18 protein-coding genes are annotated in these 17,812 nt (G+C 60.1%); 7 read left to right on the top strand and 11 right to left on the bottom strand.

Going from position 1 to position 17,812, the window contains the following annotated elements:
- Positions 1-232: 232 nt before the first annotated feature.
- The gene (locus ACWNZ1_RS24815) at positions 233-742 is read right to left on the bottom strand and encodes an Lrp/AsnC family transcriptional regulator (protein WP_135846674.1); all 510 of its coding nucleotides are present in this window, start codon (positions 740-742) and stop codon (positions 233-235) included.
- A gap of 197 nt (positions 743-939) precedes the next feature.
- Between ACWNZ1_RS24815 and ACWNZ1_RS24820 the strand changes: the two genes are divergently transcribed.
- A complete protein-coding gene (locus tag ACWNZ1_RS24820; protein ID WP_135846673.1) occupies positions 940-1,956 on the top strand; it encodes a 1-aminocyclopropane-1-carboxylate deaminase in 1,017 nt (338 codons plus the stop codon).
- A gap of 117 nt (positions 1,957-2,073) precedes the next feature.
- Here the strand turns inward: ACWNZ1_RS24820 and ACWNZ1_RS24825 are convergent, their stop codons facing one another.
- The 8 genes from ACWNZ1_RS24825 to ACWNZ1_RS24860 form a co-directional block, all read right to left on the bottom strand.
- Positions 2,074-2,538, bottom strand: coding sequence for a transketolase (locus ACWNZ1_RS24825; RefSeq protein WP_256453587.1), 465 nt, complete (start codon positions 2,536-2,538; stop codon positions 2,074-2,076).
- Between the two features lie 36 nt (positions 2,539-2,574).
- A complete protein-coding gene (locus ACWNZ1_RS24830; RefSeq protein ID WP_280944331.1) occupies positions 2,575-3,729 on the bottom strand; it encodes a M20 family metallopeptidase in 1,155 nt (384 codons plus the stop codon).
- Positions 3,726-5,150, bottom strand: a complete 1,425-nt coding sequence (locus tag ACWNZ1_RS24835; RefSeq protein ID WP_135846670.1) for a M20 family metallopeptidase — start codon at positions 5,148-5,150, stop codon at positions 3,726-3,728. Before ACWNZ1_RS24835 ends, ACWNZ1_RS24830 begins: the two co-directional genes overlap by 4 nt.
- Positions 5,147-6,136 carry an ABC transporter ATP-binding protein gene (locus tag ACWNZ1_RS24840; RefSeq protein WP_135846669.1) on the bottom strand — a complete coding sequence of 330 codons (990 nt, stop codon included), beginning with the start codon at positions 6,134-6,136 and terminating at the stop codon, positions 5,147-5,149. The genes ACWNZ1_RS24835 and ACWNZ1_RS24840 overlap by 4 nt, the downstream gene beginning before the upstream one ends.
- Positions 6,133-7,149 (bottom strand): ABC transporter ATP-binding protein, encoded by a 1,017-nt coding sequence (locus tag ACWNZ1_RS24845; RefSeq protein WP_456027944.1) that lies wholly within the window; start codon positions 7,147-7,149, stop codon positions 6,133-6,135. The genes ACWNZ1_RS24840 and ACWNZ1_RS24845 overlap by 4 nt, the downstream gene beginning before the upstream one ends.
- A 15-nt stretch (positions 7,150-7,164) precedes the next feature.
- Complete coding sequence (locus ACWNZ1_RS24850) at positions 7,165-8,067, bottom strand: ABC transporter permease (RefSeq protein WP_135846667.1); 903 nt, start codon at positions 8,065-8,067, stop codon at positions 7,165-7,167.
- A 9-nt stretch (positions 8,068-8,076) separates the two neighbouring features.
- Positions 8,077-8,994: an ABC transporter permease gene (locus ACWNZ1_RS24855; protein WP_135846666.1), complete on the bottom strand. Its 918-nt coding sequence runs from the start codon at positions 8,992-8,994 to the stop codon at positions 8,077-8,079.
- Positions 8,995-9,092: 98 nt separating this feature from the next.
- On the bottom strand, positions 9,093-10,613 hold the full coding sequence (locus ACWNZ1_RS24860; protein ID WP_265072318.1) for an ABC transporter substrate-binding protein: 1,521 nt from the start codon (positions 10,611-10,613) through the stop codon (positions 9,093-9,095).
- 187 nt (positions 10,614-10,800) lie between these two features.
- Between ACWNZ1_RS24860 and ACWNZ1_RS24865 the strand changes: the two genes are divergently transcribed.
- Positions 10,801-11,718 carry a LysR substrate-binding domain-containing protein gene (locus ACWNZ1_RS24865; protein WP_135846664.1) on the top strand — a complete coding sequence of 306 codons (918 nt, stop codon included), beginning with the start codon at positions 10,801-10,803 and terminating at the stop codon, positions 11,716-11,718.
- 89 nt (positions 11,719-11,807) lie between these two features.
- On the opposite strand, the gene ACWNZ1_RS24870 is transcribed toward ACWNZ1_RS24865, so the two are convergent.
- Both ACWNZ1_RS24870 and ACWNZ1_RS24875 read right to left on the bottom strand, forming a co-directional pair.
- Positions 11,808-12,944, bottom strand: a complete 1,137-nt coding sequence (locus ACWNZ1_RS24870) for a catalase family protein (RefSeq protein ID WP_135846663.1) — start codon at positions 12,942-12,944, stop codon at positions 11,808-11,810.
- 31 nt (positions 12,945-12,975) lie between these two features.
- Positions 12,976-14,778, bottom strand: coding sequence for a di-heme-cytochrome C peroxidase (locus ACWNZ1_RS24875; protein WP_280944327.1), 1,803 nt, complete (start codon positions 14,776-14,778; stop codon positions 12,976-12,978).
- Between the two features lie 269 nt (positions 14,779-15,047).
- On the opposite strand from ACWNZ1_RS24875, the gene ACWNZ1_RS24880 reads away from it, so the two are divergent.
- The 5 genes from ACWNZ1_RS24880 (at position 15,048) to ACWNZ1_RS24900 (ending at position 17,736) form a co-directional block, all read left to right on the top strand.
- Positions 15,048-15,761 (top strand): FKBP-type peptidyl-prolyl cis-trans isomerase, encoded by a 714-nt coding sequence (locus ACWNZ1_RS24880; RefSeq protein WP_135846661.1) that lies wholly within the window; start codon positions 15,048-15,050, stop codon positions 15,759-15,761.
- A gap of 293 nt (positions 15,762-16,054) precedes the next feature.
- Positions 16,055-16,510 (top strand): YkvA family protein, encoded by a 456-nt coding sequence (locus tag ACWNZ1_RS24885; RefSeq protein ID WP_135846660.1) that lies wholly within the window; start codon positions 16,055-16,057, stop codon positions 16,508-16,510.
- A gap of 114 nt (positions 16,511-16,624) precedes the next feature.
- A complete protein-coding gene (locus ACWNZ1_RS24890; protein WP_135846659.1) occupies positions 16,625-16,966 on the top strand; it encodes a helix-turn-helix domain-containing protein in 342 nt (113 codons plus the stop codon).
- Positions 16,963-17,334 carry a hypothetical protein gene (locus tag ACWNZ1_RS24895; RefSeq protein WP_003179080.1) on the top strand — a complete coding sequence of 124 codons (372 nt, stop codon included), beginning with the start codon at positions 16,963-16,965 and terminating at the stop codon, positions 17,332-17,334. Before ACWNZ1_RS24890 ends, ACWNZ1_RS24895 begins: the two co-directional genes overlap by 4 nt.
- Positions 17,335-17,736 carry an SEL1-like repeat protein gene (locus ACWNZ1_RS24900; RefSeq protein WP_135846658.1) on the top strand — a complete coding sequence of 134 codons (402 nt, stop codon included), beginning with the start codon at positions 17,335-17,337 and terminating at the stop codon, positions 17,734-17,736.
- Positions 17,737-17,812 lie beyond the last annotated feature (76 nt).

Here is a 17,812-nt window from a genome sequence, read left to right on the forward strand (position 1 = left end):
CGGTAGTTCAGTCGGTTAGAATACCGGCCTGTCACGCCGGGGGTCGCGGGTTCGAGTCCCGTCCGCTGCGCCATATTCGCTTCCACTTAGGCCCACTGAACGCCTGGAAGCTACCGAATAAGCGGCCTTTGGCCGCTTTTTTCGTTTATGGCGTTTCATCGCAATCCATCAGCAGCCCAGCAAACGGCAAGGCCGTGATATTGCAGGTGCTGCCCCTCGGCGGATATGAGCGTCAAATGGGGATGTGGGTCGTCGACAAGACCTGGCGCAACCCCATGAACGAGCGGATCTGCCGAACGCCGGGCAGGTAAAGCAATTGTTCGGCATGCAGCCGGTTGAAGCTGTGGCTGTCCTTGGTTCGCAGCAACATGAAATAGTCGAACTCTCCCGTCACCACATGGCATTCCATACAGCCGGATACCTTCTGTGCTGCCGCCTCGAAATCTGCAAAGGATTGCGGCGTGGAGCGGTCCAGCACTACGCCGATCAACACCACCATCCCCGCGTCCAGCGCGTCATTATCCAGTAGTGCGACGATGCCCTTGATGAGGCCGACCTGCTTGAGCCGTTCGACGCGCCTGAGGCAAGCCGGCGCGCTCAGCTTCACCTTCTCTGCAAGCGCCACATTGGAGATGGAAGCATCGCGCTGCAGGGCCTTGAGAATCGCTCGGTCGGTTCGATCAAGTGGCTGCGGCGCTGGAGCGGTTTCTTCAGGCTTCTTGTGAGTTTTTATTGTGCTCATCTCTATTCCTGCGCAACTTAAGTATGTTGCATGGTTGTTTTCGTAAATAAGATTTCTTTAAGTGTTGAAAACTTGCAACACATATTTTTCACATTCTTCTTAATATTGAACTCATCGAAGCCCTCTGAAATGGCCTGGAATACAGTCTTTGTCTTTCGGTCCGGTGCTTGGATATCCAATACACAAGGAGCAGAGTCATGAACCTGAATCGTTTCGAACGTTATCCGCTGACCTTTGGTCCCTCTCCCATCACCCCCTTGAAGCGTCTCAGCGAACATTTGGGCGGCAAGGTGCAGCTGTATGCCAAACGTGAAGACTGCAACAGTGGCCTGGCTTTCGGCGGGAACAAAACCCGCAAGCTCGAATACCTGATTCCCGAAGCGCTTGAGCAAGGCTGCGATACGCTGGTTTCCATCGGCGGAATCCAGTCGAACCAGACCCGCCAGGTAGCCGCCGTCGCCGCTCACCTGGGCATGAAGTGCGTACTGGTGCAGGAAAACTGGGTGAACTACTCCGATGCGGTGTATGACCGGGTAGGCAATATCGAGATGTCCCGGATCATGGGCGCAGAGGTACGTCTGGACGCCGCCGGGTTTGACATCGGCATTCGTCCCAGCTGGGAGAAGGCCATGAGCGACGTGGTCGAGCGAGGCGGCAAGCCCTTCCCGATCCCGGCGGGGTGTTCCGAGCATCCCTATGGCGGCCTCGGGTTCGTGGGTTTCGCCGAAGAGGTACGGCAGCAGGAAAAGGAACTGGGCTTCACGTTTGACTACATCGTGGTCTGTTCGGTGACCGGTAGTACCCAGGCCGGCATGGTGGTCGGTTTTGCTGCCGACGGCCGCTCGAAGAACGTCATCGGTATCGACGCCTCGGCCAAGCCGGAGCAGACCCGGGCACAGATTCTGCGCATTGCCCGGCACACCGCTGAGTTGGTGGACCTGGGTCGGGAGATCACTGAAGAGGACGTGGTTCTCGATACGCGCTTCGCCTACCCGGAATATGGCTTGCCCAACGACGGCACGCTGGAAGCTATCCGACTTTGCGCGAGCCTTGAAGGCGTACTGACAGACCCGGTGTATGAGGGTAAATCCATGCACGGGATGATTGAGATGGTGCGTCGTGGTGAGTTCCCTGAAGGCTCGAAAGTGCTTTATGCGCATTTGGGCGGGGTTCCCGCGCTGAACGCCTATAGCTTCCTGTTCCGCAACGGATGATTGCGGTTCAGCCCGTTAAGCGTTGGCGCTGGCGATGAGTGAGCTGTGGCGCGGGAGCACGCTCCCTTGCCACAGGTTCAATGTCGTACTTGCAGAGCAGCGCCGGCCCTGGCCCCATCAGGCGCTATAGCGCTCTTGCAAGACACTTTTTGCCAGAACCCTGGCCACCGACAAGATCTCATCCACCTGCTTATCCATCGCGGCATCGGTTAACTCGACCTTACCCAGTTTAACGAAGCGCAATGTGTGGCCGCAGACGGATCCCAGCCAAGTCAGGCTAGGCAGTGGGCTGACTTCGACATCAAGCAGGTAGCACCCTTTCGACACTGAGCGCAGCAATTGGCTGGCATGACACAGGCTGGATGGATTCGATTCCGACGCCTCGGACCCGGCTCTGAGCCAGTCGAGCATGAACTCATTCGACTGCTTGACGACCAGATAGGCCACCTGGTCCCAGTCTTTGATCGCTACCTGCAACGTGTCGATGAGGTATTTGGGCAACTCGGCACTGGTGACAATGACGACACCCACATCCGTTAACGGCGCTTTTATCCAGACTGCGGATTGCGAAATCCCATGCATGAACGTACTCCCGGTGATGTGTAGAAGCTTATGGCCTCAGCGGTTCTCGCCGACGGCCAGAATGGTCGCCACCAAGGCCTGGGCGCGTGGGACCAGCGTGTCCAGTTCCAGGTATTCACGATCGGTGTGGACTTTGCCACCCACCGGCCCGAGGCCACACAGGGTTGGAATGCCCAAGCTGGCGGTGAACCCGGAATCGGCGCAGCCGCCGGTGAATTCGCCCTCGACACTGAAGCCTAGCGCCAATGCTTGTTGTTGATAGGTGTGTAGCAGTTGTTCGCTGTGCCGTGCTTCCATCGGCAGAAAGGTCGTCGCTTCCTTGAGGATGGCGCTTGTGCCAGGCAGTTCCTCTTCTGCGACGATGCCTTGGATGGCGGCGAGTATCTGTTCCCAGTGTTGCAACTCAATAAACCGTACATCCAGCTTGGCTGAGGCGGTGGGCGCGACAGTGTTGCTGGAGGTGCCGCCGGCGATCAGCCCGATGTTGGTGGTGATACCCGCGGGGTAATTGGTCAGGGCATGCAGTTTGACGATCTTTCGGGCCAGTGCCTCGATGGCGCTGGCCCCGTCGGCATGGTTGACGCCGGAGTGCGCAGCGCGGCCACTGACTTCGATGACCAGTGTGGCCCCGCCTTTACGGGCGCTGACCACATTGCCGCTGGCCCGTCCCGGTTCGGTATTGAGTACGGCGCGGGCTGATTTGGCGGCGCTTTCGATATGGCTGCGGGCGCTGCCAGAGCCGATTTCTTCGTCACCGGTATAGAGCACCTGCACCGGGCAGGGCAAAGGACCGGCGCGCTTGAGTGCCTTGAGGGCGAAGCAGTTGAGCACCAATCCACCTTTCATGTCGGCTACGCCGGGGCCATAGGCGAGGTTGGCATCGCGGCTGAAACCACGGGTGGTGGTCGTGCCCTTGGGGAATACCGTGTCGCGATGGCCCAGCAACAGCACCGGTTTGCCAGCCTCGCCGGGCACTTGGGCAAGCAGTACGTCGCCAAAACCTTCGACCGGCATACGCTTGAACTCGATACCGTCGGCCTCCAGTTCCGCTGCGAGCAATGCGCCCACGGCATCGACCCCCGCCTTGTCATAGCTGTTGGAATCGGTATCGACCAGACGCTGCAACAACGACTCCATGGCGGGGCGCTGGTCGGCGAGCCAGTCCAGCGCCTGTTGGTGGGTATCGCTCATTGCGCACGCTCCCGTGCCCGATGTTCCTCGCTCAGACGTGCCGCGTCGTTGCCCAGGTCCCAGAACAGCCCGGCCATGATCTGCAGACTCTCTTTGACCACCGGTGCCAGCAAGTGCTCGTTGGGCGCATGTTGTGAACAGGCCGGGTACGAGTGCGGCACCCACAAGGTCGGCAGGCCGAGCACGTCGGCAAACACGTCGTTGGGCAACGAGCCGCCGAGGTTGGGCAGCAGCGCCGGTTTCTTTCCGGTGGTCTGCCTCAGCGAGTCGAGCGCCCAGTTGACCCATGGGCTTTGCGGGTCCAGCCGGGTGGCGTGCATGACATCGATGCGGCTTTGTTTGACCTCGACATTGGTGAAGCCATGGGCATCCAGGTGAGCGCGCACGGCGGGGATAAAGGTCGTGTAATCGCTGTTTACCACAAAGCGGATATGGCAGTGAGCGTTGGCCCTGCCGGGGATCGCATGCACCGGCGCATCCGGATTGCCGGTCTTGAAGGCAATGACGTCGAGGGTGTTCCAGCCAAAGACTTTCTCGCTCAGCGACAGGTCCGGGTGGCCCCAGTTGGCGTCGATTTGTGGATCACCCGGCCCGCCACCGACTTCGATATCGACCAGCGCCTGCCGTACCGAATCCGGCAGTGCGCTGGGCTGCAAGCCCTCGACTTTTACCCGGCCATGTTCGTCGATCATGCTGGCGATGGCATTGGCCAGGATGATGCCGGGATTGGCCAGCAGCCCGCCCCAATTGCCGGAGTGATGCGCGCCTTCGCGCAGATTGACCTCCAGCTCGAAGTTGAACACCCCGCGTGAGCCGAGAAAAATGGTAGGCCGTGTGGCGGCCAGGCGCGGGCCGTCCGAGGCGATGAAAATATCCGCCGCCAGCTCCTTGCTGTGGGCGGCACAGAACGCATTGAGGCCCGGCGAACCTTCTTCTTCGCCCATTTCCAGCAGCAGTTTGACGTTGAAACCGAGCTTGCCCTCGCGGGCCTTGAGGGTCTGCTCCAGCGCGGTGAGGTTGATCAGGTGCTGGCCTTTGTTGTCGGCGGTGCCGCGCCCGTACCAGCGATCACCTTCGACGGTGACTTGCCACGGCGACAAGCCTTCGCGCCATTGTGCCGCGTAGCCGCGTACCACATCGCCGTGGCCATAGCTGAGCACGGTGGGCAGCCCCGGGTGTTCGATGCGCGTGGCGATCATGAATGGGCCGCGTTCCGCGACCGGGTTGTCGTAGATTTTTACACTGAAACCCAGCGCCTCGACATGCGGGGTGATGAACTCGTTGAGGTAGCGATACAACTCCGGTTGGCTGTCTTGCGCCTGGCTTTCGGTGGGCAGGGCGACACTGCGTTCGAGCAGGTTGAAAAAAGCGCCGTTGTCGAACTGTTCGAGGGTATTGCTGATGGCCTGGGAACGACTCATGAGTGGACAAGCTCCAGTGTTTGGGTGGGACTGTCGTGGAGGTGGCAACGGACGTTGCCGCCGATAATCGGATCGTTGGCCGGATAGGCCGTTTTGCAGCGCTCCAGGCAGTTCGGGCAGCGCGGATGAAAGGTGCAACCGGAGGGCGGGGACATCGGGTTGGGGAAGGCGCCGTGCAGTCCGATGTCTGGAATGCCCAGGCGGGGATCGGGGGTGAGTACCGAATCCAGCAAGGCGCGGGTATATGGATGGCCGGGTTCGGCGAACAGCGACTGGCGGGTGCGTTCTTCGACAATACGCCCCAGATACATCACGGCCACCCGGTCGGCGAGGTGTTCGATAACCGCCAGGTTGTGGCTGATCAGCAGATAGGTCAGGCCGAACTCGCGCTTGAGGTCTTGCAACAGATTGAGGATTTGCGCCTGCACCGACACGTCCAGCGCCGAAGTCGGCTCGTCGCAGATCAACACATCAGGGCGCATGATCAGCGCCCTGGCAATCGCCACGCGCTGGCGCTGGCCGCCGGACAACTGGTTCGGGTAGCTGTCGATCACGCGCCGGGGAAGGCCGACTACATCGAGCATTTCTTCGGTTTTCTTGCGTCGCTCGCTGGTGGTGCCGATGTCGTGGACGATCAACGGCAGGGTGATGATTTCGCGCAGAGTCTTGCGTGGGTTCAGCGATGAATACGGATCCTGGAAAATCGGCTGGATCCGCCGGGACATTTCCTTGCGATCTGTCGCTGCCAGATGTTTGCCATTGACCAGCACGTCGCCTTGAGTGGGCTGTAGCAGGCCGAGCAGAATCTTGGCCAGGGTGCTTTTGCCGCAACCGGACTCACCCACCAGACCGAGGGTTTCACCGCGCATCAGGCGCAGTGACACGCCATCAACGGCCTTCAGCGTGGCGGCGGGTTTGAAAAAGCCCTTGCTGATACGGAACTCGCGACGGATATCGCACAGCTCCAGAGCGATGTCTTTTTTCATGAGCGGGCACTCTCTTTAACCAGCATCGGTTTCGGGCCGGAAGCCGCCAGCAGGCAGCGCGCCATATGTCCGTCCTGGTGCACTTCGGGCACCTCCCGGGCACACGCCTGGACGGTGTGCGCGCAACGATTGCGAAACGCACACCCGTGTTGTTCACCCACCAGGCTCGGCACCAGACCGGGAATCGAACCCAGTGCTTCGCCCGGTTTGGTCCGCCCTGGAATCGGGATGCTGGCCAGCAGGCCACGGGTGTACGGATGTCGCGGGTTCTCGAAGAGTTGTCGGGCGGGAGCGCTTTCGACGATTTCCCCGGCGTACATCACGGCCACCCGGTCGGCGATGCGGGCCACCAGCCCAAGGTCGTGGGTGATAAAGATCACCGCCAGACCCAGTTCTTTCTGAATATCGCGGATCAGGCGCAGGATTTGCGCCTGAATGGTCACGTCCAGTGCGGTGGTCGGCTCGTCAGCGATGATCAGGTCTGGCTCGCACATCAACGCCATGGCAATAATCACTCGTTGGCGCAAGCCCCCGGAGAGTTGATGCGGGTACTGACGCAGGCGCTCGCCGGCATTGCTGATGCCGACTTTTTCCAGCATCTGCGCGGCGCGGGCCAGCGCATCCTTGCGCGACACCTTGCGGTGCCGGGTCAGTACTTCACTGAGCTGATCGCCGATGCTGTAGGCCGGATTCAGCGCGGTCATGGGCTCCTGGAAGATCATCGCCAGGCGGTTGCCGCGCAGGTCGCACATGCTTCGCTCGCTCTGGCCGAGCATGTCGATGCCGTCCAGCGTCAGTCGGCTGGCGGTGCGCTTGGCCTTGCGCGGCAGCAGGTCCATGAGTGCCAGCGAGGTCAGGGATTTGCCGCAGCCGGACTCCCCGACAATGCACAGCATCTCGCCGCGCTCGACCTGAAAATCCAGGCCGCGCACCGCATGCAGCATGTCATCCGCTGTCGGGTTGTTGCCCATGGGAATGTCCACCCGCAGGTTTTCTACATGGAGTAGTGCCATGTTCGGTACCTTCTATCAGTTACGGCCGTCGGGCAGGATCAGATCACGCAGGCCGTCGCCGACCAGGTTGATGCCCAGCACCAGAATCATCAGGGCGATGCCCGGGATGGCGATGACCCACGGGGAAAAGAACATGTAGGGTTTGCCCTCGGCGATCATCAGCCCCCAGGACGGCGTCGGCGGTTGTACGCCCACCCCAAGGAACGACAGCGCCGACTCCAGCAGGATCGCGTGGGCCATTTCCAGGGTCGCGACCACGATCAGCGCACCCACCAGATTGGGCAGGATTTCACTGAGCAGAATGCGCAAGGTCGAACACCCCAGGGCTTGTGCCGAGGCGATATATTCGGCATCGCGAATCTGTTGCACCGAGGCCCGAACCACCACCGCGAAGCGGTCCCAGAGCAGGCAACCGAGCAGAATGATCACCACTTTCAGCGACCCGCCCATCAACGAGGCAGAGGCCAGGGCAACCATGACCACCGGCAGCGCCAGCCGAGTGGTGATCAGGTAGCTGATAAACGCATCGACCTTGCCGCCGTAGTAGCCGGCCAGCAGACCCATGACGGTGCCGATGACGCCGGAAATCAGCGCCGCCGCAATGCCGATAAACAGTGAAATCCGCGCGCCGTAGAGCAACCGTGACAGGTAATCGCGGCCCAATTTGTCGGTGCCCAGGACATATTCCCAAGTGCCGTTAGCCATCCAGACCGGCGGCTTCATGCGCAACATCACGTCTTGCGCATAGGGGTCATAAGGCGCCAGCCATGGTGCGAACAGCGCGCCAGCAAAAATGATCAGCAGCAACGCAGCGCCGATGGCGAAGCCTCGGTGGCGAAAGCTTTTGCCAAGCACCCGGCTCAGGCTGCTCGGTGGCGGCAGGTAGTCGTTGATCGCCAGGGTAGTGGGGGTACTCATGAAGGGCTCCTAGCGCACGCGAATGCGCGGGTCGAGCAGTGCGTTGAGCACATCGGCCAGCAAGGTGAGGATGATGTAGATCACCGCAATCAGCAGGACCACCGCCTGTACCACCGGGAAGTCGTCACGGGCGATGGCGTCCCAGGCGAGTTGTCCGATGCCTTGCAGGGAGAACACGGTTTCGATCACCACCGAACCGCCGAGCATGAAGCCGAACTCCACCGCTGCCAGCGCAACGACCGGAATCAATGCGTTGCGCAATGCATGCTTGAACAACACGTGGGCAGGGCGCAGGCCTTTGGCGCGGGCGGTGCGGATGTAATCGCAACTGAGCACATCCAGCATGCCGGCACGGGTCAGGCGCATGATTGCCGGCGTTGCGTAGTACCCCAAGGCAATGGCCGGCATGACGAAATGCAGCATGCTTGAGTTGCCGGAGACGGGCAGCCACTTGAGCGTCACCGCAAACACCACGATCAACATCAGCGCAAACCAGAAACTGGGCATTGCCTGACCCAGTACCGCAATGCTCAAGGCCAATCGGTCTATCCAGGTGTCGCGTTTGACCGCGGCCAGTACACCCAGGGGAATCGCCACCAGCAAGGCGATGCCCAGGGCCATGGCACCTAGCCCGAGGGTAATCGGCAAACGGCTGGCGACGAGGTTGTAGACCGACTCCTGGAAGAAAAACGAGTTGCCCAGGTCCAGCCGCAGCAAACCGCCCAGCCAGTTGATGTACTGGGTGGGTAAAGGTTTGTTCAAGCCGTATTGCACACGGATCTGCTCGATCTGTTCACTGGTGGCTTCTGGCCCGCCAATGGCCGTGGCCAGATCGCCGGACAGATGCAACAAAGAGAAACTGATCACCGACACGGTAATGGCGACGCAAAAAGCGATGCCCAGACGGCGTAGAAGGAATCCAAGCATGGCAAGTTTCCTCATATTCAATGGATGACAGATGTGAAGCCGTGGCCGTGGGGGGCCGCACGCCACGGCAGCGCTCGCTCAATTCGCCCGGTGGCGGATTACTTCCAACTGGACTGAACGAAACGCGGCAGCTCATCCGGATATGGCGTGAATGCCAGTTCGGAGCTGTAGGCGTAGTTCATCGAGTAGTTGAACAGCGGGGCCCAGTACGCCTGTTCGCTGATGCGCTGCAACGCCTTGCGGTAATTGTCCTTGCGCACTTGCGGATCGAGGGCGTTATCGGCGGTCTGCAACCAGTTCTGCACTTGTGGATCTTTGATGTTGTCGTCCGGATTGCCCTTGAACCAGGTGCCGGCCGAAGCCGAGGTGTCGAGGATCGAGAACGAGCCCCAGGCCTGGAACGACATGGGCACTTTACCGCCGCGTTGCTGATCTCGTAGGGCGGCGTACTTCAAGTAGCGCAACTTGGCGTTGATGCCCACCGCGCGCAGGTTGCCGATGATGGCTTCGACGTAATCACGGTCGCGATAAGCGAATATTTCCGTCTCGAAGCCATTTGGGTAACCGGCCTCGGCGAGCAGCGCGCGGGCTTTGGCCGGGTCAAAGTTGTAGACAGTGGCCGCAGAGGTATCGCAACCGAACTGGCGTGGATAACACGCAACCTGTAAGGGCTTGGCTTGGCCACCCACCAACTGCGTCGCCAGTGCCTCGCGGTTGATCGCATGGTTGATCGCTTGACGCACCTTGAGGTTTTTCATTGGCGAGTTTTCGGTGGAGGTGCCACGCGCATCGAGAATCAGGAAACCGATGCGCATGGTTTCTGCGCTGGTCACGGTGAGGTTCGGTATACCTTTGAGGTCGATTGCCTGATCCGAGGTGACGCGCCAGATCCAGTCGACACCGCCGGTCATCAACTCGGCCAGGCGGGTTTCTGCATCCGGGATTACCCGAAACTTGAGGTGAGCGATATGTGGCTTGCCTTGTGGGCTGTCCGCAAAGTAGTCCGTGTTGATCGCCATGCTTACGCCTTCGCCGGCCACCACTGACACGGCTTTGTACGGTCCGGTGCCCACTGGCTTGCGACTGAATTCGGCCAGGCCGACCTTCTCGAAATACTGCTTGGGAAACATCGGAACGGCGTTGGAAAGGTATTCCAGTGCGGGAGGGAAAGGCTTCTTCAAATACAGGCGGACGCTGTAGTCACCGGTTTTTTCGGCGCTCTTGATCCAGTCGACGTTTTGCACGGTCACGACTTTCGCTTCGGGCGACACCACGTAGTTGAGGGTGAACACCACGTCGTCGGCGGTGAAGGGGTCGCCGTTGTGAAATTTGACGCCTTTGCGCAGCTCAAGGTCGATGGTGGTGTCGTCGACCTGTTTCCAGCCGGTGGCCAGCATGGGCTTGTATTCGCCGCTGTTGGGATCGCGGTAGATCAGGTTGTCCCAGATCAACCGGCCGAGAATCACTCCTTCACGGAGATCGTTGTGATAGGGGCTGATGTTTTCAGGTTCGCTGTCGGAAGCGTAAACCAGGGTGTCGTTGGCTTTGTCGGCATGAGCCGCAAAGCTGCTGATCAGACCCATCAGCGCGATACTGCAGGCGAAACCTTTGATGCCCATGCCGTCGTCTCCGTTGGCGAGAGTGGTTGAATCAAAGGGCAGCGAATCGCAAATGCGGTAAATGAGGAGGAGAAGTTCAGGCGAAGTTTTTTTTGGTCTGGACACGAATGTAGGGAAAGGCTATCAATGCCACAAGTACAATCTTTCGATACTTTCTTTGCCAAAAAGGCAATGCTCGGAGGTTCCGATGCAGCTGTATGGCGTGCAGTCCACGGCATTGCGCTATTTCCTGGAAGTAGCGCGGTGCGGATCGGTCAGCGAAGCTTCGGTGCGGCTCAATGTGGCGGCGTCAGCGGTGAGCCGACAGATTTCCAAGCTTGAGTTGGCTCTGGACGCCAGCTTGTTTGAGCGCCGTGCCCGAGGCATGGTGCTCAGCGAGGCCGGGACGCGACTGGCGGCTTATGCGCGCAAGTCGCAACTTGAGGCTGAGCAGGTGGTGCTGGAAATTACCGAGCTGCATGGCTTGCAACGGGGGCATGTGCATGTCGCCTGCTCGGAAGGTTTTGCCCTGGAATACATGCCCAGGAGCATCAGCGCATTCAGGCGTGAGTATCAGGGCATCCATTTCACATTGGAGGTGTGCGCGCCTGCGCAGGCGACTGAGAAAGTGCGTTCCGGCGAAGCCGATCTGGCGATGACCTTCAGCCTGTCGCCGCAGAAGGAAATCAAGGTCGAACATGTCTTGAGCGGGGCGATTTTTGCGGTGGTCTCCAATTCCCATCCGTTGGCCGGGCGTGAAGCGGTCAGCCTCGCCGAGTTGCAACCCTGGCCCATTGCGTTGCCCAAGGCCGATACCACGATACGGCAACTGTTCGACATCTGTTGCGGTGTACAGGGGTTACTGTTCGATCCGGTACTGACCACCAATTACGTGGCCGCGCTCTACAGCTTCGTCCGTGAGGAAGGCGTCATTAGCCTGGCCAGCGAGATGACCTTGCACAAACAGGTGGCGGACAAGCAGTTGCAGTGCCTGCCAATCCTTGATGAAGGTATGCAGGCACGGCGCATCGAACTGCAAAGCATGGCCGGACGCAATTTGCCGGCGGCGGTTTCTGCATTCAGGGATTTTCTGATCGCAGAACTGGTGAACACCAAGCACGGTTGAAGTGACGAGGCAAAAGCTTGAGGCTGTTCGCTTATCCCCGATGGGCTGCGCAGCAGCCCCCAAAAAGACTGAATCCCACGCCCCGTTATTTACTGCTCGGCATTGCGGCTATGACGGTAATCGCTGACCGCCTCATACACGGCTTTGCGCAAGCGGTTGATACCGCCGATGGGGCGATGGGCCTCAATGCCGAACCACGGGTTGAAGGACTGATTGTCGCAGGCCAGGTTCAGCTTGGGCGTATCGAAATCCTGGGCCGGCACCTTGATTCGCGCCACCGTTTCGAACGGGGCATCACTTTCTCGCCATTCAATACTGGTGTCTTCGATCGGCATGTACTTGCTTGGATCCTGGCGTTGGATCTGCAGGACAAAACACGCCGGTACGCGGTCTGTGGATAACTGCTGATTCAGCGCGCTACGCAAAAAATTCGGCAGGTCCTGGTTTTGCGCCGGCAGGGTATAGGCCGGGCAGTTGTCTGGATCCGGCGCTACGCGAAACTTGGCGTTGGCCGTTCCGAATTTGTAGGGCGACACCGAAAAATAGGTGGTCTGGGTCGGACTGGCGGGGGCCGGTGAGAGGGTCGCCAGGGCAATGAACAAATGGCGAATCTGCCAACTGCGCGGATCCAGGCTCGGAAAGAACGCCATCGCCTTTTTTCCATCGGCCTGGGCGGCCACATTCTGACGATACTCGGCGACATCACTGACGAAGAAGTTCGGATGGTTGAACATCACGAAATCCTGTTCGCCTTGCGACTGTCGGTCCCCCAGCAATTGTTTACCCGGTACGTTTGCCAGCTTGATCGCCATCCCCCGCGCATCGCGCAGGCTGTCGAACTGCGGGTAGGCGTTGCCGTTGGACAGGCGAATCGTCGCCTGCCAGACCTTCCCCGGCTCGGCAAAGACGCCCTGGCGCAACGGTGCCGGCAGATCGGCCGGCACCTGGACTTCGGCCATGACGCAGCCATGGGCCTTGGCGTGGGCGTCGCGCAGGTAGCGCGTGCCTTCACGGTGCTGATCGACGATGCGGATGGCGGTCTGGATGATGTCCTGGGTCATGGCGGCTTCGCCGGGGGCAATCTGCTCTTTGTCCGAGACCGCCCCGCTGTGTTGCCAGGCGAACCAGGCCGTGGCCAGTGCCCAGCCGAGCAGCCCGATGCCCAGCAGCCACAGGAGCGTCTTGCCCAAAAAGGCGCCGAGGCGCAGCCAGAGCGTGATCAGCATGGGAAATTCCTTTTGCCTGAGAAGGTCATCATTACAGTTGCGACTCCAGCGGCCCGCCGAGCACCTTGAGGTACTCCAGCAGCGCCCAGCGTTCTTGCGGTTGCAGCAGGCGACCAATCACACCATTGCCCTCACCGGCACGGAATTCGTGGCCACTGTTGTGGTTGCCGGTTATCCCGGTATCAAAGAGAAAGGCGTTGGTGAAGGCTTCGGTGCGATAGCCCAGGTGGCGCGGATCGTATTCGAAGCTGCCTTTATAAAAGGTGGTCGCCCGCTCGGCCTGGGGGGACAGCAGTTGATAGAGGGTCGGCACCGAGCCGTTGTGCAGGAACGGTGGCGTGGCCCAGACACCCGCCAGCGGCCGGGCCTTGTAGGCGCGCAGTTCACGCACGCCGATGGGCAGGTCAAAGCCATTCAGGGCAGGGCGCTCGGCGTCAGTCACGCCGGCATCACGGTAAGCCCGTTCTTCGACAAATGCCGTCACGTAGGCCAGGCCTTTGGCTGCCGAGATCTGGCTCAGGTCCAGGGGGGCCGTTGGCGTAGGGTGCAGGTGCACACCCAGCTTCGCCAGCTCGGCCGGATCCCACTGCAGGCTGGTCAGGTCGAAGCGGTGGTCGGCAATGTTATTGGCGGTGCCCGGATCGGTGCCAATCACTTTTACCGGCAGCATGTGCAGTTCCTGGACCGGTCTGTCGGGACCCTGGACCACTTTGGGCACATGGCAGCCGGCGCAGTTTTCGGCGAACAGCGTCCGGCCCTTGGCGGCCAGGGGTTTGTCTATCGCGCCAAGCAACGCTTCCGGCCACACCGGCGGCTTGAGCAGTTGCAGGGTTTCCTCGATCTTGTTCAGGTCGCGCACGCGCACGCTGGAGGGGTAGCGCGCATCGCCCTGCAATGGCTTGCCCTGGGCGTCGAAGAAATTCAGCGTGGCGCCTACACCGAGCGCTTCGCCGACATTACGGGCCATCGGTTGCTGGGCCGAGCCGTTCCATTGCACCCAGTCGAAGGTCCATATGTCCCACAGTTGCGGGTAATCCACCGGTGCGTTGGCGACCCGGTAGTTTTCCGGCGAAATGGCATCGCCAAAGCTGGCGTTGGCAATACGGCCAAAGGCGTCGGTGCGGCCTGGGCCTTCTTCGGTGGGGTAGAGGCCGCGATGAGTGTCGTTCCAGGCCACCCGCAGGAAGGTGTACAGGGAGGTCTTGAACTGGTCACGCAATTCTTCGTGCCGGGCATCGTAGTCCTTGCCCAATACCTGACGGGCGAAGCGTTCGAATTTCCAGGGGTTGTAGTAGGTAGAAGCCAGACTGGCGACCAGGGCCTGTCCGAAACTGCCTCCGCGTAATGTCGGAACACTGGAAGGCAGTACATGTTGGGCCGAGCCGCCATCGATCCGTATCGCCTGGCCCTTGAAGCGCAGTTCGCCGGTGTGACAGGCAGCGCAGGTGATGTCCAGGAATTGCTCGGCGCTGTTCGGGTTCTGGTGCCGGGCGAAACCTACCGGCAAGTTGCCGGGATTGCTCGACGTGGCTTTCTGCGCCGGGTCGACCAGGAAGCCAAAACGCGCCAGATACTCAGGCGAAGCGAAGCGTTGTTGCGAAAACGGCAGTTCGAGGGCGGTGAACCAGTCGTAGCGCAGGCCTTTGACCTGGGTGCCCTGGGGCGTGAAGTAATACGTCTGGCGCTCGGCGGCGCTCCATTGATCCAGGTAATGCACCTGCTGGGCCGGTGTATAGACCGGCAGGCGAGGATTGGCGACGTAATAAAGCACCACGGCCACGACGGCAACAAGCAGTGCGAGGAGCAGCAAGAGGATGCGAGAGAGAAGGCGCACGGTAACGTCCTTGTTTTTTTGATATGTCCTTATGCCTCAGCGTGGCGTGGCCGGCAAGTGGCCATTACCCCCGGGGCAGTGAGAAGCGGCAATTTGTCCCTGTACGTAATAGATGACAGATGCTTCATCGGTCCAGGATTAAAAAGCGTTTGCGGGCGTGAACTTATCATCGCTTTGCTGCTCACATGCCGGTAGCCATTGGTCGTGGCCGCCTGATAAGCTCGCGGCTTTATTCGATTGCCCTTTAGGCGCATGAACAAGGAAATAGCATGAAACAGCATCGGTTGGCGGCGGCGGTGGCCCTGGTTGGCCTGGTACTCGCGGGTTGCGACTCGCAGACCAGCGTAGAGCTGAAGACCCCGGCGCAGAAAGCTTCCTACGGTATTGGCCTGAACATGGGCAAGAGCCTGGCTCAGGAAGGTATGGATGACCTGGACTCCAAAGCAGTCGCCCAGGGCATCGAAGATGCCGTCGGCAAGAAAGAACAGAAGCTGAAAGACGAAGAACTGGTCGAGGCCTTTGCCGCACTGCAAAAACGTGCCGAAGAGCGCATGGCCAAGATGAGCGAAGAGTCGGCAGCCGCCGGCAAGAAATTCCTCGAAGAAAACGGCAAGAAAGCCGGTGTTACCACCACCGCTTCCGGCCTGCAGTACGAAGTGGTCAAGAAAGCCGATGGCCCACAGCCTAAGCCGACCGACGTCGTGACTGTTCACTACACTGGCAAGCTGACCGATGGCAAAGTGTTCGACAGCTCCGTCGAGCGTGGCAGCCCGATCGATCTGCCAGTCAGCGGCGTCATCCCGGGTTGGGTCGAAGGCCTGCAACTGATGCATGTCGGCGAGAAGTACAAGCTGTACATCCCAAGTGAGCTGGCCTACGGCGCCCAGAGCCCGAGCCCTGCCATCCCGGCCAACTCGGTCCTGGTGTTCGACCTGGAACTGCTGGCGATCAAGGATCCGGCCAAAGAAGACGCAGCCAAGTAATCGCGTCTGCTGTATCGACAACGCCTCGCTTATGCGGGGCGTTGTTGCATCCGGGCGGCGGCAAATGGCAAAAAAACCGAACGCGCAATGCAGGCTACAGTCATAGGCAATACAGGCGCTGTGCTAGACGCAGTCGGCCAGTCAAGTCAATGAAATATTGGGTTTTTTTATGTGAGTAAAAAACGCCCGATCTGAGCCGAGCCCTTATAAAACGGGGGTTGCAGCGCGGAAATGCAGCTCTGTTCACAAGGTTATCCACAATTTGTGTGGATAACATTTCAGTGGGAGAAAAAATGAAGGCTCCGTGGAATTTTGCGCGTTTTCTGCCGTTGGCAGGGCGCCTGCTGGCCCGCGGTAGATTGCCAACGTTGCTGTTTGCCGTCGCGAGCAAAGGTGCCCGGGAGGGCGGTCGGTTGGGCACGCTCAAGGAGGATCTGCGCTTGCTACAGGCGCTGTGCCTGGCCTACTGGCGGGGCGAATACCGGGCGGTCAGTGCCAAGTCACTGCTGTCGATCGTGGCGGGGCTCATGTATTTCCTCAGCCCCCTGGATGCGATTCCAGATTTCCTGCCGATGTTTGGCATGTTCGATGATATCGCCGTACTGGCGTGGATCATGAAAACCCTCGACGGTGAGCTCGAAGCCTTCCGTGCCTGGCGTTATCGGCAATCACCCGAGGTGCTTGCCCGGGTCGAAAGACTTCCCGACACCCCGGAACAACTCCAGCTTCAAGGTGAGAAAAAACACTGATCCTGCGCCATTCCCCTACAGAGATTCATAGCCCCGCGACCTTAGCTGCTATTAGGATTACACTTCTAAAGAAAAAAGCTGACTTGCTAAGTGTTGTTGTCCTACGGGGTAGACATGGATATCCAAATAATCACGCGCGACGGTGAGCCCGAATATGCGGTTTTACCGTGGGATCAGTACCAGTCGTTGTTGAAGGCAGCAGGCATTGTTCAAGCACCGTCACGCGAGGCCACCGTCCGTCACGCGGCGGCCCCCGACCAGGTTCTTCCTGGTTTGGATCAATTACGCAGTTTGCGCGAAGGGAAGGGCATCGCCATCGAGGCGCTGGCCCGCACGGTAGGTATCAGTCCGTCTTATCTGGCCTTGATCGAAAGTGGCGAGCGTCAACCCGATGCCGCGATTCGGCGCAGTCTGGCCTGGGAATTGACGGTGCCGGGTTGGAGGGATGAATCGTGAGCGTACGCATCAGTCGGCAGCATTGGGATGGGTTGTTGGGTGAGTTGGACCAGGCGCGCCGCCAGCGCCATTTGTTGACGTACCGCGCCTTGCTGGAGCGCTTGCAACTGCCCAGCCCGGCCATGCAGACCTTGACCGCAGCCCTGGAACACTTGGCTGCCCTGGATGCCAGGGCTGAACAGCCGCTGCGCAGTTCGTTGGTCATCAGCCAGGGCGCCAGTCGCTTGCCGCGCACTGGCTTCTTCGAATGCGTTGAACGCCTGGGTCGTTTTTCCGGGCCTTCCGATGGCGTCGCTGCCGCTTCCTGGCACGCTTCGGAAGTGGTCCGGGTGTTCGAATACGAATACCCCGAATCGGCGGAGGCCTGAGTGCTCTGGCGTATCAAGGCCCGGGCCGGCTATTGGTTGGCGCGACGCTTGTTTCATTGGTCATGGTGGGTCCGCCAGCCGCGGGGTTGGGCCTGGCTCGAGGGCCAGTTCTCACGCATGGCGAACCTGGGCGACGTCGGTGCGCAAAGTTTCTACGGGCATATCCTGACGTTTCGCGGCCAAGGGCTGGGCGCCCGTGAAGAAGGCGTTCGCCTGCTGCAGCTGGCGGCATTGGCCGGTGATGGCAAGGCGGCCTATCAGCTTGGGGTGATCAGCCTCGCCGGGACTGCCAGCAAGGCGCCGGACCCGGTCGAAGCGGCTCGTTGGTGGACCTTGGCGGCCAAGGCCGGGCATCCGCTGGCCGAGATCAAGCTCAAAACGCTTGAGGACCCTGCGCTGTAGCGTTATCCACAGGCCGTTTGGAAAAGACGGTCTTGGCCTCTGCGGCCAACTGTGCGTTTTTCCTACTGGGCTCATT

The organism is Pseudomonas sp. CFBP 5748 (assembly GCF_053850495.1).